Below are 26,190 nucleotides of genomic sequence, written 5' to 3' on the forward strand. Positions count from 1 at the left end.
CAGGTCGGCACCAACGAACCCGGGGACGCTAACCCACCGGGTCGAAACCGGTCGAAAACACCCCGTCCGACCATGACGAGGAACACCCGTCCGGGGGCGTGAGCGCGTAGCGGTGTTCGAACACCGTTACGCACTCACGACCGCTCACCGGGGGTTTACCGGCGGACCACTAGGGTCGGGCGTCGTGGCAGCCCCGAATCGCATGCGTCGAGTCCTGCTGAGCACGACCGTGGTGCTCAGCACGTTGCTGGCGGGCTGCGCGCAGTTCCCCGAGGAGCACACCAGGCCGTGGGGCGATCCGCCGTCGCTGGAACCGCAGGCCGGTCCGCAGCCCTCGTTCGAGAGCGAAGCGCCCCCGCCGCAGACCGGCACCGCACCGGACCAGCCCGCCCAGCCGGTGGGCTGCGAGGACCCGAGCCCGGCCGTGGTGGCGACCTGCCTGGACCCGATCGGCGCGATCGCCGTGCTGCCCGGCGGCACCGCCGCGCTGGTCGGCGAGCGGGCCACCGGACGCGTGCTGCGGGTCGAGCGCGGCGCGAAACCCGTTGAGCTGGCCCGGATTCCGGTGGACGCGAGCGGCGGCGGCGGGCTCACCGGGCTGGCCCTGTCCCCGACCTACCACGAGGACGAGCTGTTCTACGCCTACGTCACGACCAGCAGCGACAACCAGGTCGTGCGGGTCGCCGCGGGCGACCGCCCGAAGCCGGTGCTGACCGGCATCCCCAAGGGCCCGAGCGGCAACTCCGGCGCGCTGCTGGACGACGGGCAGGGCGCGCTGCTGGTCGCCACCGGCAACGCGGGCAACCCCGGCAACGCCGCCAACCCGCAGTCGCTGGCCGGGAAGCTGCTGCGCATCGACGGCTTCGGCAATCCTGCGCAGGGAAATCCGGACTCGAAGTCGCCGGTGGCGGTCTCCGGCCTGACCGACCCGCGCGGGCTGTGCGGCACGCCCGGCCTGGGCATCTACTGGGTGACCGACCGGCTGGGCGGCCAGGACGCGCTGTTCCGGCTGAAGCTCGGCGAACCGCTGGGTTCGCCGTCGTGGACGTGGTCGGACCGGCCCGGCGTCACCGGCTGCGCGGCCGACCCGTCGACCGTCGTGGTGGCGCTGGAGGACGCCGCCGCGCTCTACACGCTGAGCCCGGCGCCGGACGGCACCGTGACCGGCCAGCCCGCGAAGGTCATGGAGAAGACCTACGGCCGCTTCTCCGCCGCGGCGCTCGCCCCCGACGGCCTGATCTGGCTGGGCACCTCGAACAAGGACGGCGGCGCCCCGATCTCCAGCGATGACCGCGTGCTCCGCCTGGAGCCGCCGACCGGCGGGACCGCGGGCAAGGACTGATCATCACTGCCGGCGTCAGCGAGTGGCTGTGCAGGGTGACCACCGGCGGGTTCTGAGCGGTTTCCCGGCGAGGACGGCCCCTCCGCCGCGTAGCGGAGGGGCACCAGCAGCTCTCAGCGGCCGTTCACGCCGCGGTCGGTCAGGTCGGTGAGCAGGTCGATCGCCTCGTCGTCGGTGAGGTCGGCGGTCGCCGGGTGCTGCTGGACCAGCTTCGCGTGGGCGAACTGCTGCCACAGCGCGGAGATCGCCAGCGCGGTGGCCTCCGGGCGGTCCGAGGTCCCGGCGAGGTGGTCGGCGAGGTGCCGCAGGTCCGGCTCCAGCAGCTTCGCGAGGCGGTCGGCGAACTGCTGGTCGACCTGCGCGGCCTGGCCGAGCGCGAGGACCACGGTGCGGTTGTCCTGGAAGAACCGCCAGTACTGCGCGATGTGCCAGCGGATCGCCGAGCGCTTGGCGAAGTCCGGGTCGTGCTCGGCGGCGGCCCCGACCTCCCGGTCGCTGGCCTCGATCATGTCCGCCAGCAGCGATTCCAGCAGGTCCTCCTTGCTGCCGAAGTGGTTGTAGAACGACCCGGCGGCCCGCCCGGCCTCGGCGGTGATGTCGGTGATCTTGGCGTTGAGGTAGCCGACCCGGTCGAAGACCCGCTGCGCGGCGGCCTTCAGCGCGGCCTCGGTCTCCGCGGCCCTGGCCTTGCGGCTGTCCGCCACAGCACACCTCCCGTTCCTTGACAGGGCACGCTAGCAAGCTCCATTCTGAATCTGAATTCACTGAATCTCAATTCACCAAGGAGCGGACGTGGACACCCGAGTGCTGATCGCGGGCGCGGGCCCGACCGGCTTGACCCTGGGCGTCGAACTGGCCCGCCGCGGCATCGACCTCCGCATCGTCGACGCGGCCACCTCACCGTTCGCGGGATCGCGCGGCGACGGCCTGCAACCCCGCACGCTGGAGGTCTTCGACGACCTCGGGGTGCTCGACGAAGTCCTCAGCAGCGGAGCGCCACCGGCCCCGCTGCGGGCGCACGTCGGCGGCGAGTACGTCGGCGAGCGCCGGATGGTGGACCCGGTCGAGCCCACGCCCGGCGTCCCGCACCCGAACCCGTGGGTGCTGCCCCAGTGGCGGACCGAGGAGATCCTGCGCAACCGGTTGGCCGAGCTCGGCGTCCGCGTCGAGCAGGGCGTGGAACTCCTTGACTTCCAACAGGATTCCGCCGGAGTGACGGCGACGCTGAGCACCGGAGCGGTCCGCGCGGCGTTCCTCGTCGGCGCGGACGGCGGGCGCAGCGCGGTGCGCAAGACCTTGGGCATCGAATTCGCCGGTGAGACGGACGAAAGCATCCGCATGCTGCTCGGCGACGTGCAGGTGACCGGTCTGGACCGCAGCTGCGGCCACTGGTTCAGCTCCGCCGAGGACCCGGCCCGGGGCATCGCGCTGACCCCGCTGCCCGGCACGGACGCGTTCCAGTGCGCCGCCCCGCTCCCCGACGGCTTCGAACCCGCCGCGACGCTGGCCGCCCTGCAGGCGCAGCTCGACGAGCACTCGGGCCGCTCCGACCTCCGGATGCACGACCTGACCTGGTCCACGGTGTGGCGCCCGAACATCCGCATGGCCCGGCAATTCCGCTCCGGCCGCGTCTTCCTCGCCGGCGACGCCGCGCACGTCCACCCGCCGACCGGCGGCCAAGGTCTGAACACCGGGATCCAGGACGCCTACAACCTCGGCTGGAAGCTGGCCGACGGCAGCGCCGAACTCCTCGACAGCTACGAGCTGGAGCGCCTCCCGGTCGCCGCGTCGGTCCTCGGCCTCAGCGCGGAGATCCTGCAGCGCCACGTCGAAGGCCGCGCCGATGCGCACCGCCGCGGCCCGGAGACCAACCAGCTGGACATCTCCTACCGGAACAGCCCGCTCTCCCACGACGAACGCCCCGACCCGGGTGCCGTCCGCGCCGGGGACCGAGCCCCGGACTCACCGCTGCGCGACGAGAACGGCGAGCAGATCCGCCTCTTCGACCTCTTCCGAGGCCCGCACTGGACCCACCTCGCCTTCGCCGCGGAACCCCCGGCGACCAGCCCGAACGTCCACGCCCACCGCATCCCCGACGGAATCGCCCGAGCCACCTACGGCGTCGCCCCGGGCACCCACGTCCTGATCCGCCCGGACGGCTACATCGCCCGCATCACGACGACCGTCCCCGCGCAGCGGGCATAGGGCGCTTCCTCGGGCGCCTTGTGCGGAAGGCGCCCGTGGAAGCGGCTCAGGCGAGGGCCGGGGTGTGGGCCGACACCGGGCCGAAGAGGGCTTCCGAGCGCAGGGCGGCGTAGCCGGGCTTGATCACCTCGTTGATCAGCGCCAGGCGCTGGTCGAACGGGATGAACGCCGACTTCATCGCGTTCACCGTGAACCACTGCAGGTCGTCCAGCGAGTAGCCGAAGGTGTCCACCAGCTCGCGGAACTCGTTGCTCATCGAGGTCTGGCTCATCAACCGGTTGTCGGTGTTCACCGTGACCCGGAAGTTCAGCCGCCGCAGCAGCGCGATCGGGTGCTCGGCCACCGACGGCACCGTGCCGGTGTGCACGTTCGAGCACGGGCACATCTCCAGCGGGATGCGCCGGTCCCGCACGAACGAGGCCAACCGGCCGAGGCGCGCCGTGCCGTCGGCGGCGAACTCGATGTCGTCCACGATGCGCACCCCGTGGCCCAGGCGGGCGGCCCCGCACCACTGGATGGCCTCCCAGATGGACGGCAGCCCGAAGCCCTCACCGGCGTGGATGGTGAAGTGGGCGTTCTCCCGGCGCAGGTACTCGAAGGCGTCCAGCGAGCGGGTGGGCGGGAAACCGGCCTCCGGACCGGCGATGTCGAAGCCCACCACCCCGGCGTCGCGGTACTTCACGGTGAGCTCGGCGATCTCCAGGGCCCGCGACTGCTGGCGCATCGCGCACAGCAGCACGCCGATGCGGATGCGGTTGCCCGCCTCCCGGGCCCGCGCCGCACCCCGGGCGAACCCGTCGAGCATCGCCTCGACGACCTCCTCCAGCGCCAGCCCCCGCTGGGTGCTCAGCTCCGGGGCGTAGCGCACCTCGGCGTAGACCACGCCGTCCGCGGCCAGGTCCTCGGCGCACTCGGCGGCCACCCTGCTGATCGCGTCGGCGGTCTGCATGACCCCGACGGTGTGCACGAAGCGCTCCAGGTACTCCTCCAGCGAACCGGCCTCGGTCGCGGCGGCGAACCACGCGCGGACACCGTCCACATCGGACGTCGGCAGGGCGTCGTAGCCCGTCTGCTCGGCCAGCTCCGCGACCGTCTCCGGACGGAGCCCGCCGTCGAGGTGGTCGTGCAGCAGCACCTTCGGGGCGCGGCGGAGCTGGTCGGCGGTCGGCACGTCGGCCACTTGTTCCTCCTAGTTGTGCTTGTTCGGGTTCTTGATCAGCAGCGCGGTCATCAGCGCGAGGGCCACGAAGCAGCCCGAGGACCACAGCGCGGCTTGGAAGGCGTCGGCGGTCGGCGGCCCGCCCGAGCTGACGGTCGTCACGACGCTGGAGGCGACGGCGAAGCCGAGCGAGGCGCCGATGCCGAAGCACGCTCCGTTCAGGCCGGGCAGCGAGCCGGGCTTGTCCTCCGGCGCCAGGGCCACCGCGAGACCGTTGAGCGCGGTCAGCATGTACCCGGTGTAGGTCACGCCGAGCACCGCCAGCGCGGCGCAGGTGATCACGGGCGACTGCGGGAAGAGCACCAGGAACACCATCGCCGCGGCGGTGCCGACGGAGCCGATGAGCACCGAGCGCCGCCAGCCGATGCGGGGGCCGAAGTGCCCGACCAGCGGAGCGGCGATGACGCCGAGCGCGGAGGCCGGGGTGAGGTAGAGCAGGGCGGACGTGGTCGCCGACAGCCCGTAGCCCGCGCCCTCGGTCTGGGTCAGCAGCGGAATGGTGAAGTTCAGCATCCCGAACACCCCGGCGAGGGTGAAGATCGTGGTCAGCAGCAGCGGCCAGCCGCTGCGCGATGCCAGCACCGAGGTGTCGATGATGGCGTCCCGGTTGTTCCGCTCCGCCACCGCGAACAGCGCGAGGGCCAGCACCCCGCCGACGAGCAGCGCGAGCGTGGCCGGTGACGACCAGCCCCAGACGCTGCCCTCGTTCAGCGCGAGCAGGGTGCCGGTGAGCCCGGCGCCCAGCAGGGCGGCGCCCCTCCAGTCCATCCGCCCGGTCGTCGCGGCAGATGCGGGCACCCAGGAGTAGACCGCGACGAGGGCGATCACCGTGATCAGCCCGGTGAGCGCGAAGATGCCGCGGAAACCGACGGTGTCGGCCACCCAGCCGCCGATGATCAGGTCGACCCCGGCGATGCCGCCGTTGACCGCCGTGATGATCCCCAGCGCGCGGCCGAACTTCTGGGGCGTGAGGGTCTCGTGCAGCGTCAGGTAGGCCAGCGTGAAGGTCGCGGCGGAAACGCCCTGCAGGATCCGGCCGACGATGAAGACCTCGATGGTCGGGGCGAGCGCGCAGACCGCCTCGCCGACCAGCGCGGCCGCCAGCGTCGCCAGCAGCATGCGGCGGCGGCCCGCGTAGTCGCTGAGCCGCGCCAGGGTGACCTGGCCAATCGCGGAGAACAGGAAGAACAGCGTCTGGGAGAGCCCGGCGGCCCCGCTGGTGGTGCCCAACCGGTCGATCACGTCGGGCAGCGCGGGCGAGAGCATGGTGGCGTTGATCTGGTACCCGGCCACCGCCAGCACCAGGGCGGCGAGCAGAGCGCCGGAGCGCACCGGTGGTGCGCCGGTGGGCGACAGGTCGCGGACCGTCGTCATGAGAACCTCCGCATTGAGGCGGTTTCGAGGGGAGCAGCGGGAGGTGGTGGACGCCCGGAATGCTGCGGGAGCCCGGCTCACCGACCGATCTTGTCTGACATGTGCCGGGTGTTGACGGAAGGGTTTACCCGCTCCCCTCGCCTTCCGTCAAGGGTTCTCCCCTGCTGATTTTGGTTTCCCACAGGCTCGCCGCAGGGAATTGACGAGCGAGCCCAACTCTCCTAACTTGTCTGACATCAACCCATCAGGGGGTGCGACGTGGCGGCCAGACGACCGCAACGGCGACCGGTCGTGGAGCTCTACGAGCGGATCGTCGAGGCAATCCGGCAGGGTGCCTACCCGCCGGGCTCGACGCTGCCGTCCGAACCGAAGCTCGCCGCCGACCTCGGCGTGAGCCGACCGGCGCTGCGCGAGGCGCTCATCCTGCTGCAGGAGGACGGCGTGATCACCGTCCGGCGCGGAGTGGGCCGGACCGTCAACGACCGCCCGGCCCGGCGCGGGTTCGAGCGGTTGCAGCCGGTCGAGAGCCTGCTCGGGGCCGACGGCTCCAAGGTCCGACCGCTGGTGCGGATCATCGAGGAGCCGACGGACCTGGTGATGCAGCACCTGCCGGTGCCGGCGAGCTGCGACATCTGGTTCTGGGAGAGCGTCGTCGACGTCGACGGCGTGCCCAGCTGCCTGGTGGAGGAGTGGAGCGTGCACGACGAGGCGCTGGCCGCCGTCGATGCGCGGCTGCCCGGAGCGCTGGCGAGCGCCGAGGGGCAGCCGAACACGATGCTGCACGTGCTCTCCGACCTCGACCCGTACCTGCCGCTCAGCGGCACGAGCTCGCTGACCGCGACCGTGCTCGGGCGGCGCCGCGGGGAGGTCTTCGACCGGTCACCGGACACCCCGGTGGTGCTGATCACCCAGGTCGTCTCGATCGAGCGCACCCCGCTGATCGCGGCGAAGTACGTGTTGCCCAGCGGCGCGCCGAGCATCCCGGTGCGCCAGTCCCGATGAGCAGCCCGGCCCCGCCGGAGCGCGACCCCCGAAAGCAGAAAGGCCCGCAACCGATGGCGTCCGAGGAAACCCTGATCGTCGACTGCGACACCGGCATCGACGACGCGCTCGCGCTGCTGTACCTGCTCGGGGACCCGGACGTGGAGATCGGCGCGGTGACGACGGTGTTCGGCAACACCGACGCCGACACCGCGGCGCTCAACACGCTGCGGGTCCTGGAGCTGGCCGGGCGGCCGGACATCCCGGTGGCCGTCGGCGCCCGCAGCAACTGGCGCGGCGGCTCGCACCTCGCCTCGTACGTGCACGGCGACGACGGTCTGGGAAACACGAACCTGCCCGCCCCGACGGCCGCGCCGAGCAGCGAACCGGCCGCCGAGCTGATCGTGCGCCTGGCTCGGCAGAACCCCGGGACCGTGCACCTGCTCGCCGTCGGCCCGCTGACCAACCTCGCCACCGCGCTGCTGCTCGAACCGGAACTGCCGCGACTGGTCAAGCACGTCACGATCATGGGCGGCGCGCTGCGGCACCCGGGCAACGTCACCCCCGCCGCCGAGGCGAACATCCACAACGACCCCGAAGCGGCCCGGATCGTGCTGCAAGCCGGGTGGCCGGTGACGCTGGTGCCGCTCGACGCCACCATGACCGAGGTCATCACCGAGGACCACCAGCGGCGGCTCGCCGCGACGGGTTCCCCGGTGGCGACCTTCACCGCGTCGATCCTGGACCAGTACTTCGACTTCTACGAGAGCACGGTCTTCGGCGAGCGCAAGGCCGCCTGCCACGACCCGCTGGCCGCGGCCATCGCGGTCGGCGACGTCGAGCCGCTGCTGGCACCGGTCGTGGCGGTCGACGTCGACACCGAGGACGGGCCGGGCCGCGGCGCGACCGTCGCGGACCTCCGCGGGCAGTACCGGAACTTCCCGCCCCAGGAGGGCGCGACCGTGCGGGTGGTGCTGGAAACCGACCGCACGTTCCCGGAACTGCTGGTCGACCGGCTCTGCAGCGCCGCACCCGCGCGGCGCGTCGCGTGAGCGGAGGAGGTGCGATGTCGCGCGAGGTGGACCTCGTCGTGGTCGGGTCCCTGAACATCGACCTCACCGCGGGCGTGCAACGGCACCCGCTGCCCGGCGAAACGGTGCAGGCGACCGCCTTGACCACCAGCGCGGGCGGCAAGGGCGCGAACCAGGCGGTGGCCGCGGCGCGGCTCGGCGCCCGGACCGCGTTGGTCGGCCGCGTCGGCGCGGACGCGCACGGCGACACCCTGCTGGCCGCGCTGCGGGCCGACGGCGTCGACACCGCGCACACCCGCCGCGACCGGTCGGCGGCCACCGGAACCGCGCTGATCAGCGTCGCCGCCACCGGCGAGAACAGCATCATCGTGTCCGCGGCCGCCAACGCGCAGCTGTGCCCGGCCGACATCACCGCTGCCCAGCCGCTGATCGCGTCCGCGCGGGTGGTCTCGGTCGTCCTGGAGATCCCGGTGGCGACCGCAGCCGCGACCGCCCGCGCGGCGCGAGCCGCCGGAACCCGCTTGGTGCTGAACCTCTCCCCCGTGGTCGACCTGCCCGCCGAGGTGCTCTCGGCCGCCGACCCGCTGATCGTCAACGAGCACGAGGCGCGGGAAATCCTGCAACGCAACGGTTTTCCGGTACCTGACGAGGACATCGCGCACGCGTCGGCCCTCCTGCAGCTCGGAGTGCGATCGGCCGTGGTCACCTTCGGCCCGCGCGGTGCGGCCGTCGCAGAACCCGACCGCGCCGAGCACGTTCCCGGAGTACCGGCCGACGCGGTCGACACCACGGGAGCCGGAGATGCCTTCGCCGCCACCGTGGCCTGGCGCCTCAGCCAAGGCGACCCGCTCCCCACCGCCGCCCGCTGGGCCACCCTCGTCGGAGCCTGCAGCGTCCAGCAACCCGGCGCACAACCGTCGTACCCGAAGCTCGACCGCGTCCTCAGCACCGCCGAAGCAGCTCCGCCCAGGTGAGGCCCACCCGTGCGACGTTTAGCCAGGTCGAAACCGCGAAGGGCTCCTTCAGCACCGACGAGCTGAAAACCCTGCTGGACTTCTACGAAGTCACCGAGGACGAGCGTCAGACGGTCCTGGAACTCGGCGCCCAAGCCCGCAAACGCCAACGCGGCCGGACCTACACCGACCAGCTGCCGCGTTCGTTCGAACGCCTCGCAGACCTCCAAGCCGACGCCAAGGCCATCGGCTTCTACGACACCGGCATCATCCCCGGGCTGGCGCAGACGCACGACTACGTGCGTGCCCTCATGAAGGCAGGAGACGGCGTCTGGTGGGACCACGATCCAGAAGAGGTCGAGCGTCGAATCGCATACCGGTTGGACCAGCAGAAGCGAGTTCTGGAGTCGGACGTACCCAAAGAGGTCGTCTTCGTGCTCACCGAGACCGCGCTGCAGCAAGTCGTGGGAAGCCTTTCCGTTCTGCGCGGGCAGATCTTGCATCTGTTGCAGCTCAGCGAACGTCCGAGCGTAGTCGTACAGGTGATGGCCAGCAGCGCCCCGGACAATCCGCTGCTCGGTGGCGGGCTGATCACGCTCGATTTCGGTGAAGCTGCACCGAAGATCGCGTTCAGCGCTTCACATGGCCCAGCGACCTATCACGATCAAGAAGAGGACACTGGCCCCATGTTCCGCGCGTTCGATCGAGTGCGGAAGTTGGCGCTGTCACCGAAGAAGACGAGCAACCTTCTCCTGACCAGACTGAGGGACATGCAGCGATGAGCTACGACACCGGATGGTTCAAGAGCACCAAGAGCTCGGCGTCCAGCAACGCCTGCGTCGAGGTCCGATTAACCGACCAAGCCGTCACCGTGCGGGACTCCAAGGCCCCCGACGACGGACACGTCCAGATCAGTCACAGCGCTTGGCGAAAGTTCCTGACCAGCCTCCGCTGAAAGGCCTCAAACGATGAGCTATGACGCCGGATGGTTCAAGAGCAGCCGCAGTTCAGCTGCAAGCAACACGTGCGTCGAGGTTCGATTAACCGACCGCACCGTTGCCGTCCGCGACTCCAAATCCCCCAACGACGGGCAGATCCAGGTCAGCCACGCCGTCTGGCGCGACTTCCTCGCCAGTCTCCGCTGAACGCACGGAGGGCACCTCCGGCGATCTGCTCGCCTGAGGTGCCCTCCGCTGTCAGGACTACTGGCCGCAGGCCGCCAGGACCAGCTCGCGGACCCGCTTCGCGTCGGCCTGGCCCTTGGTGGCCTTCATGACCGCGCCGACGATCGCGCCCGCCGCCTGGACCTTGCCGCCGCGGATCTTGTCCGCCACGTCCGGCTGGGCCGCCAGCGCTTCGTCGATCGCCTTCTGCAGGGCGGAGTCGTCGGAGACGACCTCCAGGCCGCGGGCCGCCACCACGTCGTCCGGCTCGCCCTCACCGGCGAGAACCCCGTCGACCACCTGGCGGGCCAGCTTGTTGGTCAGCTTGCCCTCGGCGACCAGGGCGATCACCCGCGCCACCTGCTTCGGGGAGATGTCCAGGTCGGCCAGCTCCACACCGCGGGTGTTGGCCTGCTGCGCGAGGTAGGAGACCCACCAGGAGCGGGCGTCGCCCGGCTGCGCACCGGCTTCCACCGTCTCGGCGATCAGCTCCAGCGCCCCGGCGTTGACCAGGTCGCGCAGCTCCTCGTCGGACAGGCCCCACTGCTCCTTGGCGCGCTTGCGGCGCTCCCACGGCAGCTCAGGCAGGGTCTTGGACAGCTCCTCGACCCACTCGCGGGACGGCGCGATCGGCACCAGGTCCGGCTCCGGGAAGTACCGGTAGTCCTCGGAGGTCTCCTTGCGGCGGCCCGCCGACGTGGTGCCGGTGGACTCGTCGAAGTGCCGGGTCTCCTGCAGGATCGAGCCGCCGGAGGCCAGCACCGCCGCGTGCCGCTGCATCTCGAAGCGCACCGCGCGCTCCACGCTGCGCAGCGAGTTGACGTTCTTCGTCTCGGTGCGGGTGCCGAACTCCGCCGAGCCCTTCGGCATCAGCGACACGTTCGCGTCGCAGCGCAGCGAGCCCTGGTCCATCCGCACGTCGGAGACGTCCAGCGCGCGCAGCAGGTCCCGCAGCGCGGTGACGTAGGCGCGGGCGACCTCGGGGGCGCGCTCACCGGCGCCGACGATCGGCTTGGTGACGATCTCGATCAGCGGCACACCGGCGCGGTTGTAGTCCAGCAGCGAGTGGTCCGCGCCGTGGATGCGACCGGTGCTGCCGCCCACGTGCAGCGACTTGCCGGTGTCCTCCTCCATGTGCGCGCGCTCGATCTCGACCCGGAACGTCTCGCCGTCGTCCAGCACCACGTCCAGGTAGCCGTCGTGCACGATCGGCTCGTCGTACTGCGAGGTCTGGAAGTTCTTCGGCATGTCCGGGTAGAAGTAGTTCTTCCGGGCGAACCGGCACCACTCCGCGACCTGGCAGTTCAGCGCCAGGCCGATCCGGATCGCGGCCTCCACGGCCTTGCCGTTGACCACCGGCAGCGCACCCGGCAGGCCCAGGCACACCGGGCACACCTGGGTGTTGGGCTCCGCGCCGAAGGCGTTGGCGCAGCCGCAGAACATCTTCGTCTTCGTGGACAGCTCGACGTGCACCTCGAGGCCGAGCACCGGGTCGAACCGGGCCAGGACCTCGTCGTAGTCCATGATCTCGGCGACGGCGGTCACTTCTCGTCCTCCTCGCCCTTGCGCAGCGCGCGCACGGCCAGCGCGGTGCCGGTGATCAGCCCGGCTGCGGTGATGATCGCGTCCGCCAGCTCCAGCTTGTCCTTCTTCTCCCGCGCCGCGCGGATGCTCGCCCGCAGGCCGAAAGCCGCGGACAGCACCGAGGCCAGCTGGAACGCCGCCTTCAACTTCGGGTTCATACCGCCACCTCCAGCTCGGGCACGCGGAGCGCACCGCGCGCGGTCTCGTACGCGGCCCCGACCCGGTAGAGCCGGTCGTCGGCCATCGCCGGGGCCATGATCTGCAGCCCGACCGGCAGGCCGTCCTCATCGGACAGTCCGCAGGGGACGCTCATCGCGGCGTTGCCGGCCAGGTTCGACGGGATCGTGCACAGGTCGGCGAGGTACATCGCCATCGGGTCGTCGACCCGTTCGCCGATCTCGAACGCGGTGGTCGGGGTGGTCGGCGAGACCAGCACGTCGACCTGCTCGAACGCGGCGGCGAAGTCGCGGGTGATCAGCGTCCGCACCTTCTGCGCCTGCCCGTAGTAGGCGTCGTAGTAGCCCGAGGACAGCGCGTAGGTGCCGAGCATGATGCGCCGCTTGACCTCCGGGCCGAACCCGGCCTCGCGGGTCAGCGACATGACCTCCTCGGCGCTGCGCGCACCGTCGTCGCCGACGCGCAGGCCGTAGCGCATCGCGTCGAAGCGGGCCAGGTTCGAGGAGCACTCGCTCGGCGCGATCAGGTAGTACGCGGGCAGCGCGTAGGTGAAGTGCGGGCAGGAAACCTCGACGACCTCCGCGCCCAGCGCGGCCAGCTGCTGCACCGCGGCGTCGAACGCGCGCTGCACGCCCGGCTGGTAGCCGTCGCCGGAGAGCTCGCGCACCACGCCGACGCGCACGCCCTTGAGGTCACCGGAGGCGCCCTCGCGAGCAGCGGCGACGACCGGCGGCACCGGCTGGTCGATCGAGGTCGAGTCCAGCGGGTCGTGCCCGCCGATGACCTCGTGCAGCAGCGCGGCGTCCAGCACCGTGCGGGCGCACGGCCCCGGCTGGTCCAGCGACGAGGAGAACGCGACCAGGCCGTAGCGGGACACCCCGCCGTAGGTCGGCTTCACGCCGACCGTGCCGGTCACCGCGCCCGGCTGGCGGATGGAGCCGCCGGTGTCGGTGCCGATGGCCAGCGGCGCCTCGAACGCGGCCAGCGACGCCGACGAACCGCCACCGGAACCACCCGGGATGCGGTTGAGGTCCCACGGGTTGCGGGTCGGGCCGTAGGCGGAGTTCTCGGTCGACGAGCCCATCGCGAACTCGTCCATGTTCGTCTTGCCGAGGATGACCACGCCCGCCTCGCGCAGCCGCTTGGTCACGGTCGCGTCGTACGGCGGGACCCAGCCCTCCAGCATCTTGGAGCCGCAGGTGGTGGGCATGTCGGTGGTGGTGAAGACGTCCTTGAGCGCCAGCGGGACCCCGGCCAGCGGCGAAGCGGCCTCGCCCGCGGCGCGGTCCTCGTCGGCGCGGCGGGCCGCGGCCAGCGCGCCCTCGGTGTCCACGTGCAGGAACGCGTGCACGACCGAGTCCACGGCCGCGATCCGGTCCAAGTGGGCCTGCGTCACCTCGACCGACGAGACCTCACCCGCCTCCAGCTTCGCGGCGAGCTCGGACGCGGTCAGCCCGGTCAGGCTGCCGCCAGATGCGGTCGTCATCAGGCCTCCTCGGTGAGAATCCGCGGCACGCGGAACCGGTCCTCTTCAGCGGCGGGCGCGGCAGCGAGCGCCTGCTCGCGCGTCAAGCCCGGCCGCACCTCGTCCTCGCGGAAGACGTTGGTCACCGGCACGGCGTGGGAAGTCGGCGGGATGTCGTCCGCAGCGACCTCGCCCACCTTGGCCACCGCATCGAGGATCTGGTCCAGCTGGCCGGCGAAGGTGTCGAGCTCGGCCTCGGTGACGGCCAGCCGCGCCAGGCCGGCGAGGTGCGCGACCTCGTCGCGGGAGATCTTGGACACTGCGAAGGCTCCCTGGTCATGTCCGGTTTCACGGGTACCGCCCAGTCTATTGACGAGGCGGCCAGGAACATTCCTGGGGTTGCGTGCCTGCGCGCAACTGCGCGCAGGACCGTGCGCCCGGGAACCTTCGAAAGCCGTCGATCGTTTCACTGCGTGGACGGCGGTGGCACCGGGAGCTACCGGGATCTGCCACAATTTCAGGGCCAGTTCCTCGTGCGAGGAGCCGCTGGAGTGCGGCCTCGTGCGCCTGGAGCAGCGCGACCGGCGAGGTGTCGCGCACGAAACTGGAGGCTTGAGTCCGGTGTCCTTCCTCATCCGGGTGCAGATTCCGGACCGGCCGGGCAACCTCGGCTCGGTGGCGAGCGCGCTCGGCGAGATCGGTGCCGACATCCTCAGCGTCGACGTCGTCGAGCGGGCGGGCGGCGTGGCGATCGACGACCTGGTGGTGGAGCTGCCCTCCGGGCGCCTGCCGGACGTGCTGATCACCGCGGCCGAATCCGTCGAAGGCGTCACCGTCGACGCGGTCCGCCCCTACGCGGGCGTGCTGGACACCCACCGCGAGCTCGAGCTGGTCGAGGAGATCGCCGCCGAGCCCGGTCGCGGCCTGCAGATCTTCGCCGAAGGCGTCCCCAAGATCATCCGCTCCGGGTGGGCGATCGTCTTCGGCCACCGCTCCGGCGGCGCGGAGCAGCTGGCGGCGAGCACCTCCGCCCCGCAGGAGGGCTACCTGGAGCTGCCGTGGCTGCCGCTGCCGCGCGCCACGATCCTCGACGGCGACGACACCTGGGTCCCGGAGACCTGGCAGGAGCTGGGCACCGAGCTGGCGGCCACCCCCATCGGCAAGCCGGACCGGGTCCTGCTGGCGGGCCGTCCGGGCGGCCCGATGTTCCGCGCCGCGGAACTCGCCCGCCTCGCCCACCTCGCAGGCATCGTCTCCGTCGTCCTCGACGGCTGATTCCGATCGAATCCGGCGCCCTCCACGGCATCCCCCGGCATGTCGGACCCCGACACGCCCGGGCGCGGGGGAACTTCCGCGATTTCAATGGAAATCAGAGGTCCGATTTCCATTGAACTTGTTCATGGACCGCAGCCGCGAAGGGCGAACTGCACCGATCGGCAGGTGCCGCATGCGCCGCCAGGCGCATAACCCACCCTCGCAACTCGCACCGCCGCGGGTTCACGGTGCCCACCCCTCCGGGGTTCCTTCCGGCGAGGACGGCCCTGACGCCGTGTATCGGGTCATGCACAAGCCAGGGCACCCGGAGTCCAGGCGGGCGCTGAGGTTCCGCCACCGGCACCGCCACGCAGAACGAGGTTGGAAAAACCTCACTGAAATCGCACTCCACCGACCCCGACGGCCCGACCGCAGTTCCACCTGAAACTGCGGTCACCCGAGCCGAACGGACCGGTTCGGGGCGGGCTCACAGGTCCAGGGCGAAGGCCAGGAGGTGGACGTCCGGGGCCGGGGTCCAGTCGCGGTCCGGGCAGCGTTCGAAGCCCAGGTTCCGGTAGAGGCGCTGGGCCGTCTCCGAGGTGTCCTTCACGCAGAGCACCACGCGCTTCAGGTCCTGCTCGCGGGCCCGGTCGATCACCGCTCGCACCAGCGCTCGGCCGACGCCGTTGCCCATCGCTTCCGGCGCCACCGCGAGCATGCGGAACTCCAGCTCACCGGGCTGCGAGATCTCGGCGTAGGCGGTGCCGGGCTGGACCACGGTGACCGTGCCGACCGGCTTGTCGCCGACGAGGGCGACCAGCAGCTCGGCACGCTCCGCGCGGTCGGCCGCGTCGCGCAGCACCGAGGCGTAGTCGACGTCGGCGGGCATGCTGCCCGCCTCGGTGTAGGCGCGGACTGCGATCTCGCCGATCGCCTCGTACTCGGCCGACCGGGCCACCCGAACTGTCGTCATGCCGCCGATCCTGCCAATGCGCACCGACAGCGGCCGGGTCACTCCTCGGCGGGCAGCGCGACCTCCGCCGCCGCCTCCGGGCCGTCGTCGAGCAACACGCGGAAGCCGTCCTCGTCGAGCACCGGCACCTTGAGCTGCATCGCCTTGTCGTACTTCGAGCCCGGCGAGTCGCCGACCACCACGAACGCCGTCTTCTTCGACACCGATCCGGCCGCGCGCCCGCCACGGGCCATGATCAGCTCCTTGGCCTCGTCCCGGGAGAAGGTCTGCAGGGTGCCGGTGACCACGATCGACAGGCCTTCGAGGGTGCGCGGGATCGACTCGTCGCGCTCGTCGGCCATCCGCACCCCGGCGGCCCGCCACTTGCGCACGATCTCCTGGTGCCAGTCCACCGCGAACCACTCGCGCACCGCGGTGGCGATGGTCGGGCCGACCCCGTCGGCGGCGGCCAGCTCCTCCTCGGAGGCCGCCTCGATCCGGTCCAGCGACCCGAACTCGCGGGCCAGCGCCTGCGCCGCGGTCGGGCCGACGTGCCGGATGGACAGCCCCACCAGCACCCGCCACAGCGGCTTCTCCTTGGCCGTCTCCAGGTTGGCCAGCAGCTTGGCGCCGTTGGCCGAGAGGTTGCCCTCCTTGGTGGTGAACAGCGGCGTCTTGAGCAGCTTCGGCTCGTCGAGGTCGAACAGGTCGCCCTCGTCGTCGATCACGCCCGCGGCCAGCAGCGCGCCCGCGGCCTCGTAGCCGAGCGCGTCGATGTCCAGCACCTTGCGGCTGGCCAGGTAGAACAGCCGCTCGCGCTGCTGCCCGGGGCAGCCCTGGGCGTTCGGGCAGCGCAGGTCGACGTCGCCCTCCTTCTGCTGCGCCAGCGGCCACCCGCACTCCGGGCAGGTCGCGGGCATCACGAACTCGTGCTCGTCACCGGTGCGCACGTCGACCACCGGGCCGAGCACCTCGGGGATCACGTCACCGGCCTTGCGGATGACCACCCGGTCGCCGATCAGCACGCCCTTGCGGCGCACCTCGTCGGCGTTGTGCAGGGTCGCCATCGACACCGTGGACCCGGCGACCTTGACCGGCTCCATCACCGCGAACGGCGTGACCCGCCCGGTGCGGCCCACGTTGACCTGGATGTCCAGCAGCTTCGTGGTGGCCTGCTCCGGCGGGTACTTGTAGGCGATGGCCCAGCGCGGGGCGCGGGAGGTGGCGCCGAGGCGGCGCTGCAGCGGCACCTCGTCGACCTTGATCACGATGCCGTCGATCTCGTGCTCGGCGGAGTCGCGGTGCTTGCCCCAGTGCTCGATGTGCTTGGTCAGCTCATCCACAGTGGACAGCACGACGGTGTGCCGGGACACCGGCAGCCCCCACGCCTTGAGCGCCGCGTAGGACTCGGACTGCCGCTGCGGCTCGAAGCCCTCGCGCTTGCCCAGGCCGTGGCAGATCATCCGCAGCGGGCGGGTCCGGGTGATCCGCGGGTCCTTCTGCCGCAGCGAGCCCGCGGCGGCGTTGCGCGGGTTGGCGAACGGCGGCTTGCCCGCCTCCACCAGCCCGGCGTTGAGCTCGGCGAACTCGTCGACGCGGAAGAACACCTCGCCGCGCACCTCGACCAGCGCGGGCACCGGGTACTCGTCGGTGCCGGTGAGCTGCTCGGGCACGTCGGCCATGGTGCGCACGTTGAGCGTGACGTCCTCGCCGGTGCGGCCGTCACCGCGGGTCAGCGCCCGCTCCAGCCGCCCGTCCCGGTACAGCAGGTTGATCGCCAGGCCGTCGATCTTCAGCTCGCACAGGTAGTGCGCGTCGCCGCCGACCTCGCGCTCCACCCGCTCGACCCAGGCCTGCAGCTCCTCGGTGCTGAACGCGTTGTCCAGGCTCAGCATCCGCTCGAGGTGCGCGACCGGGGTGAACTCGGTGGAGAAGGTGCCGCCGACGACCTGCGTCGGCGAGTCGGGTGCCTGCAAGGCCGGGTGCTCGGCCTCCAGCCGCTGCAGCTGGGCGAACAGCTCGTCGAACTCGCCGTCGGAGATGGTCGGCGAGTCGAGCACGTAGTAGCGGAACTGGTGGCCGCGGACCTCCTCGGCGAGCTCCGCGTAGCGCTCGCGCACGTCGGCGGGCACGTCCTCGACGCCCTCGGCCGCCCGGTCGGCGGCGGGGTCGGTCGGCACGGTCTCCTCAGCGCCGTTGTCCGGGTTGCGGTCGTCCACGTCCTTGCTGGTCACGCCCCGAGACTAGCGAGCGGCCCCGACAACGGCACGCAGCGGCTCGCCGGGCCCGGACTCCTCCCGGCGTCACAGTTTCAACTGAAACTGCGGCCGTCGGCCACGGTGACCCACAGTTTCAACTGAAACTGCGGACCGGACGACCGGCCCGGCCGTCCGCTGCCAGCGGGGTCAGGATTCCGGGGAGGCGGTGCGGTCCAGGTCGCGGACCAGTTCGCGGAGCTCCAGCAGGCCGATCGCGCCCTCCGGTTCCCGCTCCGCGGTCTCCACCCGGCCCAGCCGGTCGGCCGCCAGGCGCTCGCCGAGGGTCGCGTCCAGGGGCAGGAAGGTCAGCGCCCGGCGCGCCTTGTCCTCCAGGTCCTGGAACCCGGGGTGGTAGACGGCCACGTCGACCACGCCTTCGGCCTCGTCGACCTGCGCGGCCACCCGCACCTCGCCCAGCGGGTACTTCTCGCCGCGCAGGTTCACCGTGACCTCGGTCGGGTCCGGCACCGGCGGCACCGAGTCGTGGTACTCCCACAGCGTGTCCTGCTCCGGCGCCGCCGCGATCCAGGCGTCGGTGTAGGGCCGCAGCTCGGGGTCGGCCTGGCCGCTGAGCACCAGCGCGTACACCGCCTTCTCGCCGTGCTCGATGGCGAAGGTCAGGTTCGGGTGCACCGCAGCCACCATGTCGGCCACCAGGTTCTCGACGCGCTGCGGCTCGCTGTCGCCGAGCGCGGAGGCGAGCTCGGGCAGCAGGTCGTCCCAGCGCTGCCAGAACACCTCGGCGCGAGCAGCCGCCTCGGCGTGCACGTCGACCGGTTCGACGGCGTCTTCAGCGGCACGGCGGCGGAGGAACCTGAACATGCCCCCATTGTGCCGGTCGGGTCGCCCGGCTCGGGGCCGAACGGGCAGAGTCACCGGGCCGAACCCGCCGACCTGCACCGATCGGTCACGGAGCCAGTTCGGTCGCGACGATGCTCGCCAGCTCCCCGATCTCCACGCCGCGCACCTGCCGCGCCGCGCCCAGGACTCCGGCCAGCGCGGTCAGCGGGTCGCTGTGCGTCGCCAGGCGCACCGCCTCCGCTGCCCGCAGGTGCGCGCGGGTCTTGCTGCACGGGCGGCTGTGAACGCTCCGCCAGGACAGCTCCCGCACGGCGGCGGCGAGCTCGGCGTGGTCGACCGGGGATCCGGTGCTCAAGCAGCACGCGGTGCGGCGCAGCACCGGGTGGTCCACGCAGTCGGCGGTGACGATCACCTGCCGGGCGATGACCGCCGCGGCCCGCCGCAGCGGCCGCGCACCGGCCGAGCGCAGCGCCGAGATCAGCTCCGGCGGGTAACCGGCGACCTGCTCCAGCGGGTCGGCGACCGGGACCAGGTCGTCCGGCCACGGCGCGACGGGGAAGGTGCGCAGCCGCCCGGCCAGCCAGCCGGGGCTCGGCGGCAATCCGGTGATCCGCCCGGCCAGCGCCAGCATCAGCGCCACCGGATCGGCCTGCGACCAGGGCAGATCACCGCGCAGCTCCTCAAGCCCGTCGGGGTCGGTGCCCTCCCGGAACTCCGGCAGCACCGCCTCGAACGCGGTCCGCAGCTCGCCCTGCACGGCGTGCGAGAAGCGGGTCATCCCACCGCCGTCCCAGAACACCGAGACAGCGTCGGTCTCCGCGGCCCGCCGCAGCACTTCCGGCCGCTGCCCCTGCAGCCCGCTGTCCTCGATGACCAGCACCCAGTCGCCGAGCTGCTTGAGCGCGACCATCGGGTGCTTCTCCTGGTTGGCGAAGGCCTCCTCGCAGAACTCGTCGACGTCGAGCTCCCGCCCGAACCCGGCGACCGCCCCGAACGCCCCGGCCACCTGGTCGAGATCGCCACCGCGCACGAAAGTCAGGCACGCAGCTTCCTGGATGATGCTGCGCCGAACCCACCCGGCGCGCTCGATCTCGCTGACGCAGTAGCTGCCCACATCCCCCTTAATACCAGCGCACGAAGGCCCTCACCGGCGAATCGGAAAAAGACCCGCCCCGACGACGGCCGGATCGGCACCGGAAGTCCACAGAGGACTCACCCGGTGGCACCACCTGCGCCACTCGGACCAAGCCGATCGTCGATCCCCGCGCCGGATCGACTACTGCTCGGCTTCGTCGGCGAAGAGCTTGGCCAGGTCGTTGGTGAGGCTGATCGCTCGGCGGGACCAGGCCGGGGTTGCTCCGGCGAGGCCGCAGGTCGGGGTTGGGACGCTTCGCTCGGCGAGGGCCTTTCGGGCGAAGCCGAGGCGGGAGGCCAGGTCGAACGCCGGTTGCGCGAGGGTGCGCAGGGTCGCGTTCGCCGGTTCGGTGCTGGGGACCAGGCCGAGGAACAGCGTGGTGCCCTCCTCCCACGCTTCGCCGAGTTCGTCGGCGAAAGCACCGGAGACGTCGCCGAGTCCGGAGGCGTCCAGCGCGATCGCGCCCGCACCCGCGCGACGCAGCAGCGCGACCGGGGGTCGCCGGGCGCAGCAGTGCACGATCACCGGCGAATCCGTTGCCGCCGCGAGCTTTTCGATCACCTCGGCGAGCAGGCGCTGGGCGTCGGGTTCCGGGACTGCGGGAACCTTGCCGTAGCCGGACGGCGTGGGCAGGGCACCCGCGAGCACCGCGGGCAGCGACGGTTCGTCCAGCTGCACCACCACGCGGGAACCGGTGCGGCTGGCCACCTGCGCCACGTGCTCGCGCAGGCCTTCGGTCAGCGACTCCGCGAAGTCGCGCAGCGCGCCGTGGTCGGTGAGCACCCGGTGACCTCGGTGCAGCTCGATGCCCGCTGCGAGCGTCCACGGGCCTGCTGCCTGCACCTTCACCGCGCGGGGCGTGCCCTTCTCCGCGACCGCCTGCTCCAGCGCGTCCATGTCCCAGCGCAGCAGGTCGACGGCGCGCTGCTGGTCCCGGCCGGGCCGACCGGCGACCCGGTAGCCGGAGGGCACGACCTCGACGGCCAGGTCCACCAGCAGGCCCGCGGTGCGGCCCAGGACGTCGGCGCCGACGCCGCGGCCCGGCAGCTCCGGGAACGGCGCCAGGTCGGGCAGCTCCCCGACCACGGTGCGCGCGGTCTCCACCGGATCCGTGCCGGGCATCGACCCGATGGCGGTGGCGATCCCCGGACCCCAAGGTGCGTCAGTCACCCCGCCATTATCGACAGCCCGCGCCCGCCCGCCCGACCGGGCGGCGCGCTGGAGCGGCGAGGCCCCGGATCGCGGCGATTTCGCTCTCCCGGGCGCCGTTTTTCCTGGTGGTGGCCAGTGGAGACGGAGCCTCAGCCGGCGAGCTGGTCCCGGAGGACCCTCTTCAGGAGCTTGCCGGAGCTGTTCCGCGGCAGGTCGTCGAGGAAGTGGATCTCCTTGGGCACCTTGAACCCGGCCAGCCGCCCGCGGGCGTGCTCGAGCAGCTCCGCCTCGGTCACCTCGCCCTTGGCCACCACGACCGCCGCGATCCGCTCGATCCACTTCGGATCGGGCACCGCGACCACCGCCACCTCGGCCACCGCCGGGTGCCCGTAGAGCGCGTCCTCCACCTCGCGGGAGGCCACCAGCACCCCGCCGGTGTTGATCACGTCCTTGATCCGGTCCACCACGAAGACGTACCCGTCCTCGTCGCGGCGCACCAGGTCACCGGAGTGGAACCAGCCGCCGCGGAACGCCTCGGCGGTCTCCTCGGGCTTGTCCCAGTACCCGGTGCACAGCTGCGGCGACCGGTAGACGATCTCGCCGGACTCCCCCGGCGCGACCTCCTCGCCCCGCTCGTCGACGACCTTCGCCTCCACGAACAGCACCGGCCGACCGGCCGAGTCCGGCCGCTCGTCGTGCTCCTCCGGCCTCAGCACGGTGGCCAGCGGCGCGATCTCGGACTGCCCGAAGCAGTTGTAGAAGCCGAGTTCCGGCAGCTGCTCCCGCAACCGCTGCAGCACCGGGCCGGGCATGATCGAGGCGCCGTAGTAGGCCTTGCGCAGCGATTTGAGGTCCCGCTCGGGGAAGTCGGCGTGGTTGGCCAGCGCCACCCAGACCGTCGGCGCGGCGAAGAACGAGCTGATCCGCTCGTCCTGGATCCGCCGCAGGATGTCGCCCGGTTCCGGCACCTCCACCAGCCGGTTGGTGGAGCCGATCATCAGGTTCGGCAGCAGGAACACGTGCATCTGCGCGGAGTGGTACAGCGGCATCACGTGCAGCGGCCGGTCGTCCTCGGCGAAGTCCAGCGCGGCCAGGCAGGACAGGTACTCGTGCAGCAGCGCGCGGTGGGTCATCATCGCGCCCTTGGGCAGCGACGTCGTGCCCGAGGTGTAGAGCAGCTGCACCAGGTCGTCGTCGGAGACGTCCACGTCGAGCTCTGGGACGGGACCTGCACCGCACTGCGCGAGCAGCGACTTCTCGTCGTCGCGCAGCGGGATCACGCGCTCCACCCCGGTGTCGGCGCGGACCTCGTCGAGCTTGCCCGTCAGCGCCGGGTCCACCAGCGCGATGCTGCTGCCCGACTGCGCCAGCAGGTAGGAGAGCTCACCGGAGGTCAGGTTGTAGTTGATCGGCACGTGCACCAGGCCCGCCCGCGCGCAGGCGAGGAACCCGATCAGGTAGGCGTCGGAGTTCTTGCCGTAGGCCGCGATCCGGTCGCCCTTGCTCGCGCCCGCGGCCAGCAGCAGCCCTGCGGCGCGGGTGACCGCGTCGTCGAGCTCGGCGTAGGTCCACTCCGCCTCCCGCCCGGCGCTGTCGACGAACCGCAGCGCGACTCGATCCGGGACCCGTGCGGCGCTGCGGCGCAGGACGTCGGCAACGGTGCTGGCGCGAAGATCGGACATGGGACCTCCATTCGGCGCAGGTGATCCCAGACACTAACCGCGCGACGCGCCCGCTTTCCAGAACTCGCGCAGCGCCGCGTTGACGACGTCGGGGCGCTGGCTGTGCGGCCAGTGCGAAGCACCGGCAACCCGAAGCAGCTCCGCGCCGATGCGCTCCGCGCTGACCCGCGCGCACTCCATGATCGGTTCGCCGCCGTGCTCCCGGTACGCCTGCGGTGCGTCCTCCCAGGTACCGGTGATCACCAGCTTCGGGAACGCGCCGAGCCGGTCGAGCGGGATCTGCGCCTCCCAGGCCGGGAACTCGTTCAGCGCGGTCCGCGTGGCGCGCGCCAGTTCCGGGGTCGGCTCGGGGGCTTCGAAGCCGACCGACTCGAAGTTGAGGCGCACCAGATCGGCGTCCGAGAGGTCCGGCGGCACCGACGCGACGGCCGCCCGGTTGCGCTCCAAAGCCGCGGCGACCAGCGGCGCATCGGCAGCGATCTGGAAGCACGCGGGCTCGATCAACGTCAACGACCGCACCGACCCAGGGGCACGCGTGGCCGCGAGCAGGGCGACCACGCCTCCCGAGGAGTGCCCGACCAGGTGCGCGCCGCCGTCGAGCAGCTCGGCGATGTCCTCGGCGTCCTGCGCGTAGTCGCTGCGCTCGACGTCCGGGCTGCCCCCGTAACCGCGCCGGTCCGGGAGCACGAGCCGGAAGTCCTCGGCGAGCGGGAGCTGCGCGCCGAAGCCGAACGCGTCGTGCGTCGCCCAGGAACCCGAGCCGTGCACGAACACCGCGCGCTCGCCGTTCCCCCGCTCTGTCACGTGAATCACGCGGTGATCATGTCGCCACCGAGCACGACGCGGCAAGCTCAGCTGCGCAAAACCCGCCAGCACCACCTCGACGTCGTCGACCAGCGGCTGCACGATGCCGTGCACCAGCTCCGCCTTCGACGGGTAGTACAGCACGGCTTTGGTGATGCCGAGCTGCTCGGCGACCTCGCGGACCTCCGCGCTCGGCGCTGAACCAGAAAATCGCCACCGACGGGGCGAAAACCCTCATCTTCATCCCTGTCCAAGTGCATCGGCAGGGCGGACAAGGCCATCAGCCCGCAGCAGTCCCTCAGCGGGTGGCGGAGATGATGCCGCTGCCCAGGACCAGGTCGCCTTCGGCGTCCGGGCGGTAGAGGACGATCGCCTGGCCCGGGGCCACGCCGCGCAGCGGCTGGCGGAGCTGGACGCGGATGCCGTCGCCGTCGGCTTCGGCGACCGCTTCCGCGGTGCCGCCGTGCGCGCGGACCTGGATCACGCACTCCGTCGGGCCGGGCAGCGGCTGCTCGGAGGGCCAGATCGGGCGCTTGGCGTCGATCTCGGTCACCGACAGCCGCTCCGCCGACCCGACCTTGACCGTGCCGGACACCGGTTCCAGCGACAGCACGTAGCGCGGCCGACCGTCCGCCGCCGGGGCGTCGATGCCGAGGCCCTTGCGCTGGCCGATGGTGAAGCCGTGCACGCCGGTGTGCTCGCCGAGCACCGCGCCGGTCTCGGCGTCGACCAGCTTGCCCGGCTGCTGGCCGAGCTTGTTCTCCAGGAACTTCTTGGTGTCGCCGTCCGGGATGAAGCAGATGTCGTGGCTGTCCGGCTTCTCGGCCACCGCCAGGTCGCGCTCGGCCGCCTCCACCCGCACCTCGGACTTCAGCGAGTCGCCGAGCGGGAACATCGAGTGCCGCAGCTGCTCGGCGGTCAGCGAGGCCAGCACGTAGGACTGGTCCTTGCCCCCGTCGCGGCTGCGCCGCAGCTCCGGCACGCCGTCCACGACGGACAGCCGGGCGTAGTGGCCGGTGCAGACCGCGTCGAAGCCCAGCGCCATCGCCTTGTCCAGCAGCGCCTCGAACTTGATCTTCTCGTTGCAGGTCAGGCACGGGTTCGGGGTGCGGCCCGCGGCGTACTCGCCGACGAAGGTCTCGATGACCTCCTCGGTGAACCGCTCCGCGAAGTCCCACACGTAGAACGGGATGCCCAGCAGGTCGGCGGCGCGGCGCGCGTCGCGGGAGTCCTCGATGGTGCAGCACCCGCGGGCACCGGTGCGCAGCGTGCCGGGCTTGGCCGACAGCGCCAGGTGCACGCCGACGACGTCGTGCCCGGCTTCCACCGCTCGCGCCGCGGCGACCGCGGAGTCCACCCCGCCGCTCATGGCTGCCAGTACTCGCACGCCTCACACCTCCGTGGCGGTGGCAGTCCGCCCCGCCGAAGATCGGCGCAACCCGGCCAGACCGGCGCTACGCGCTCGTTGCACCACCGGCCCGATGGCCTCGGTGAGTGCCTGTACATCGGCCGCCGTCGAGGTGTGCCCCAGGGAGAAGCGCAGCGAGCCCCGCGCGGCCTTCGGGTCCGCCCCCATCGCCAGCAGCACGTGGCTGGGCTCGGAGACCCCGGCGGTGCACGCCGACCCGGTGGAGCACTCGATGCCCTTGGCGTCCAGCAGCATCAGCAGGCTGTCGCCCTCGCAGCCGGGGAAGGTGAAGTGCGCGTTGCCGGGCAGCCGCGACGGCCCGCCGCCGACGGTGCCGTCCCCGGGGTCGCCGTTGAGCACCACGTCCGGGACCACGCCGCGCACACCGCGGATCAGGTCGTCGCGCAGCTTCGCCAGCTGCGGCGCGTGCGCCTCGCGGGCGTCGACGGCCTCCCGCACCGCAGCGGCCAGCCCCAGCACACCGGGGGTGTCGAGCGTGCCGGAACGCACTTCGCGCTCCTGGCCGCCGCCGTGCAGCACCGGTGTGCACTTGACGTCCCGGCCCAGCAGCAGCACGCCCACGCCGTACGGACCGCCGACCTTGTGCCCGGTCATGGTCAGCGCGGACACGCCCGAGGCCGCGAAGTCCACCGGCAGGGTCTCGACGGCCTGCACCGCATCGGTGTGCAGCGGCACCCCGTGGCGCTCGGCGATGGCGGCCAGCTCCGCGACCGGGTTGACCGTGCCTACCTCGTTGTTCGCCCACATGACGGTGGCCAGCGCCACGTCGTCCGGGTTCTCGGCCAGCGCCGCCTCGAACACCTCCGGGCGCACCCGGCCGTGCTCGTCGGCGCTCAGCCAGGTGATCTCGGCGCCCTCGTGCTCGGCGAGCCACTCGACGGCGTCGAGCACCGCGTGGTGCTCCACCATCGACGCGAGGATGCGGCGGCGCGCGGGGTCGGCGGCCCGGCGGGCCCAGAAGATCCCCTTGACCGCCAGGTTGTCGCTCTCGGTGCCGCCCGCGGTGAACAGCACCTCGGACGGCCGGGCGCCCAGCGCGTCCGCGATGTCCTCGCGCGACTCCTCAACCGCGCGCCGGGCCCGACGCCCCGAGGTGTGCAGCGACGAGGCGTTGCCGATCCGGGTCAACGCCTCGCTGAGCACTGCGACCGCCCCCGGTCGCATGGGCGTGGTGGCAGCGTGGTCGAGGTAAGTCATCGCCCGTCCAGGGTAATGCAGGCCGACCGCTG

At 71.9% G+C, this 26,190-nt stretch carries 25 protein-coding genes; 9 read left to right on the top strand and 16 right to left on the bottom strand.

From position 1 onward, the window contains the following. Positions 1-184 precede the first annotated feature (184 nt). Positions 185-1,342, top strand: coding sequence for a PQQ-dependent sugar dehydrogenase (locus tag F1721_RS16845; RefSeq protein WP_246155047.1), 1,158 nt, complete (start codon positions 185-187; stop codon positions 1,340-1,342). A gap of 113 nt (positions 1,343-1,455) precedes the next feature. On the opposite strand, the gene F1721_RS16850 is transcribed toward F1721_RS16845, so the two are convergent. Next, positions 1,456-2,046 (bottom strand): TetR/AcrR family transcriptional regulator, encoded by a 591-nt coding sequence (locus F1721_RS16850; RefSeq protein WP_150067644.1) that lies wholly within the window; start codon positions 2,044-2,046, stop codon positions 1,456-1,458. 88 nt (positions 2,047-2,134) lie between these two features. On the opposite strand from F1721_RS16850, the gene F1721_RS16855 reads away from it, so the two are divergent. Then, positions 2,135-3,547 (top strand): FAD-dependent monooxygenase, encoded by a 1,413-nt coding sequence (locus tag F1721_RS16855; RefSeq protein ID WP_150067645.1) that lies wholly within the window; start codon positions 2,135-2,137, stop codon positions 3,545-3,547. Between the two features lie 46 nt (positions 3,548-3,593). Here the strand turns inward: F1721_RS16855 and F1721_RS16860 are convergent, their stop codons facing one another. Together F1721_RS16860 and F1721_RS16865 are read right to left on the bottom strand one after the other, a co-directional pair. After that, on the bottom strand, positions 3,594-4,727 hold the full coding sequence (locus tag F1721_RS16860; protein ID WP_150067646.1) for an adenosine deaminase: 1,134 nt from the start codon (positions 4,725-4,727) through the stop codon (positions 3,594-3,596). A 9-nt stretch (positions 4,728-4,736) separates the two neighbouring features. Continuing rightward, complete coding sequence (locus F1721_RS16865; RefSeq protein WP_281288771.1) at positions 4,737-6,221, bottom strand: MFS transporter; 1,485 nt, start codon at positions 6,219-6,221, stop codon at positions 4,737-4,739. Positions 6,222-6,398: 177 nt separating this feature from the next. Here F1721_RS16865 and F1721_RS16870 point away from each other — a divergent pair, with 177 nt between their 5' ends. The 6 genes from F1721_RS16870 to F1721_RS16895 are packed head-to-tail and all read left to right on the top strand — an operon-like array spanning position 6,399 to position 10,250. Then, on the top strand, positions 6,399-7,142 hold the full coding sequence (locus F1721_RS16870; protein WP_211840498.1) for a GntR family transcriptional regulator: 744 nt from the start codon (positions 6,399-6,401) through the stop codon (positions 7,140-7,142). Positions 7,143-7,195: 53 nt separating this feature from the next. Then, complete coding sequence (locus F1721_RS16875) at positions 7,196-8,173, top strand: nucleoside hydrolase (RefSeq protein ID WP_150067648.1); 978 nt, start codon at positions 7,196-7,198, stop codon at positions 8,171-8,173. A 14-nt stretch (positions 8,174-8,187) separates the two neighbouring features. Continuing rightward, on the top strand, positions 8,188-9,126 hold the full coding sequence (locus F1721_RS16880; RefSeq protein WP_150067649.1) for a ribokinase: 939 nt from the start codon (positions 8,188-8,190) through the stop codon (positions 9,124-9,126). Beyond that, positions 9,123-9,887: a DUF5753 domain-containing protein gene (locus F1721_RS16885; RefSeq protein WP_150067650.1), complete on the top strand. Its 765-nt coding sequence runs from the start codon at positions 9,123-9,125 to the stop codon at positions 9,885-9,887. The genes F1721_RS16880 and F1721_RS16885 overlap by 4 nt, the downstream gene beginning before the upstream one ends. Then, positions 9,884-10,060 carry a DUF397 domain-containing protein gene (locus F1721_RS16890; protein ID WP_150067651.1) on the top strand — a complete coding sequence of 59 codons (177 nt, stop codon included), beginning with the start codon at positions 9,884-9,886 and terminating at the stop codon, positions 10,058-10,060. The genes F1721_RS16885 and F1721_RS16890 overlap by 4 nt, the downstream gene beginning before the upstream one ends. Positions 10,061-10,073: 13 nt before the next feature. Next, positions 10,074-10,250: a DUF397 domain-containing protein gene (locus F1721_RS16895; protein WP_150067652.1), complete on the top strand. Its 177-nt coding sequence runs from the start codon at positions 10,074-10,076 to the stop codon at positions 10,248-10,250. A gap of 57 nt (positions 10,251-10,307) precedes the next feature. On the opposite strand, the gene gatB is transcribed toward F1721_RS16895, so the two are convergent. From gatB to gatC, 4 genes are read right to left on the bottom strand one after another with little or no spacing between them, the layout of a single operon-like run. Then, positions 10,308-11,813 carry an Asp-tRNA(Asn)/Glu-tRNA(Gln) amidotransferase subunit GatB gene (gatB, locus tag F1721_RS16900; RefSeq protein ID WP_150067653.1) on the bottom strand — a complete coding sequence of 502 codons (1,506 nt, stop codon included), beginning with the start codon at positions 11,811-11,813 and terminating at the stop codon, positions 10,308-10,310. After that, positions 11,810-12,010: a hypothetical protein gene (locus F1721_RS16905; RefSeq protein WP_150067654.1), complete on the bottom strand. Its 201-nt coding sequence runs from the start codon at positions 12,008-12,010 to the stop codon at positions 11,810-11,812. Before F1721_RS16905 ends, gatB begins: the two co-directional genes overlap by 4 nt. Continuing rightward, the gene (gatA, locus tag F1721_RS16910; protein WP_150067655.1) at positions 12,007-13,515 is read right to left on the bottom strand and encodes an Asp-tRNA(Asn)/Glu-tRNA(Gln) amidotransferase subunit GatA; all 1,509 of its coding nucleotides are present in this window, start codon (positions 13,513-13,515) and stop codon (positions 12,007-12,009) included. Before gatA ends, F1721_RS16905 begins: the two co-directional genes overlap by 4 nt. After that, the gene (gene gatC, locus F1721_RS16915) at positions 13,515-13,814 is read right to left on the bottom strand and encodes an Asp-tRNA(Asn)/Glu-tRNA(Gln) amidotransferase subunit GatC (protein ID WP_093146731.1); all 300 of its coding nucleotides are present in this window, start codon (positions 13,812-13,814) and stop codon (positions 13,515-13,517) included. The genes gatA and gatC overlap by 1 nt, the downstream gene beginning before the upstream one ends. A 301-nt stretch (positions 13,815-14,115) precedes the next feature. Here gatC and F1721_RS16920 point away from each other — a divergent pair, with 301 nt between their 5' ends. Next, positions 14,116-14,769: an ACT domain-containing protein gene (locus F1721_RS16920; RefSeq protein ID WP_150067888.1), complete on the top strand. Its 654-nt coding sequence runs from the start codon at positions 14,116-14,118 to the stop codon at positions 14,767-14,769. A 466-nt stretch (positions 14,770-15,235) separates the two neighbouring features. Here the strand turns inward: F1721_RS16920 and F1721_RS16925 are convergent, their stop codons facing one another. The 9 genes from F1721_RS16925 to F1721_RS16965 all read right to left on the bottom strand — a co-directional run bounded on the left by F1721_RS16925 (position 15,236) and on the right by F1721_RS16965 (position 26,158). Continuing rightward, the gene (locus tag F1721_RS16925) at positions 15,236-15,721 is read right to left on the bottom strand and encodes a GNAT family N-acetyltransferase (RefSeq protein ID WP_150067656.1); all 486 of its coding nucleotides are present in this window, start codon (positions 15,719-15,721) and stop codon (positions 15,236-15,238) included. A 38-nt stretch (positions 15,722-15,759) separates the two neighbouring features. Further along, positions 15,760-17,880 carry an NAD-dependent DNA ligase LigA gene (gene ligA, locus F1721_RS16930; protein WP_150067889.1) on the bottom strand — a complete coding sequence of 707 codons (2,121 nt, stop codon included), beginning with the start codon at positions 17,878-17,880 and terminating at the stop codon, positions 15,760-15,762. Between the two features lie 225 nt (positions 17,881-18,105). Beyond that, entirely contained in the window at positions 18,106-18,780 is a 675-nt protein-coding gene (locus F1721_RS16935; protein WP_150067657.1) for a hypothetical protein, read from the bottom strand. 85 nt (positions 18,781-18,865) lie between these two features. After that, complete coding sequence (locus F1721_RS16940) at positions 18,866-19,873, bottom strand: DUF6461 domain-containing protein (RefSeq protein WP_211840499.1); 1,008 nt, start codon at positions 19,871-19,873, stop codon at positions 18,866-18,868. 162 nt (positions 19,874-20,035) lie between these two features. Next, positions 20,036-21,064, bottom strand: a complete 1,029-nt coding sequence (locus F1721_RS16945) for a methionine synthase (RefSeq protein WP_150067659.1) — start codon at positions 21,062-21,064, stop codon at positions 20,036-20,038. A gap of 131 nt (positions 21,065-21,195) precedes the next feature. After that, entirely contained in the window at positions 21,196-22,728 is a 1,533-nt protein-coding gene (locus F1721_RS16950; RefSeq protein WP_150067660.1) for a fatty acyl-CoA synthetase, read from the bottom strand. Positions 22,729-22,761: 33 nt separating this feature from the next. After that, positions 22,762-23,676 (bottom strand): alpha/beta fold hydrolase, encoded by a 915-nt coding sequence (locus F1721_RS35115; RefSeq protein ID WP_246155050.1) that lies wholly within the window; start codon positions 23,674-23,676, stop codon positions 22,762-22,764. A gap of 154 nt (positions 23,677-23,830) precedes the next feature. Beyond that, positions 23,831-24,919: a tRNA 2-thiouridine(34) synthase MnmA gene (mnmA, locus tag F1721_RS16960; protein ID WP_150067661.1), complete on the bottom strand. Its 1,089-nt coding sequence runs from the start codon at positions 24,917-24,919 to the stop codon at positions 23,831-23,833. 3 nt (positions 24,920-24,922) lie between these two features. Continuing rightward, entirely contained in the window at positions 24,923-26,158 is a 1,236-nt protein-coding gene (locus tag F1721_RS16965; RefSeq protein WP_150067662.1) for a cysteine desulfurase family protein, read from the bottom strand. Between the last annotated feature and the right edge of the window lie 32 nt (positions 26,159-26,190).

It is taken from the genome of Saccharopolyspora hirsuta (assembly GCF_008630535.1).
GTDB classification, from domain to species: Bacteria; Actinomycetota; Actinomycetes; order Mycobacteriales; family Pseudonocardiaceae; genus Saccharopolyspora; species Saccharopolyspora hirsuta.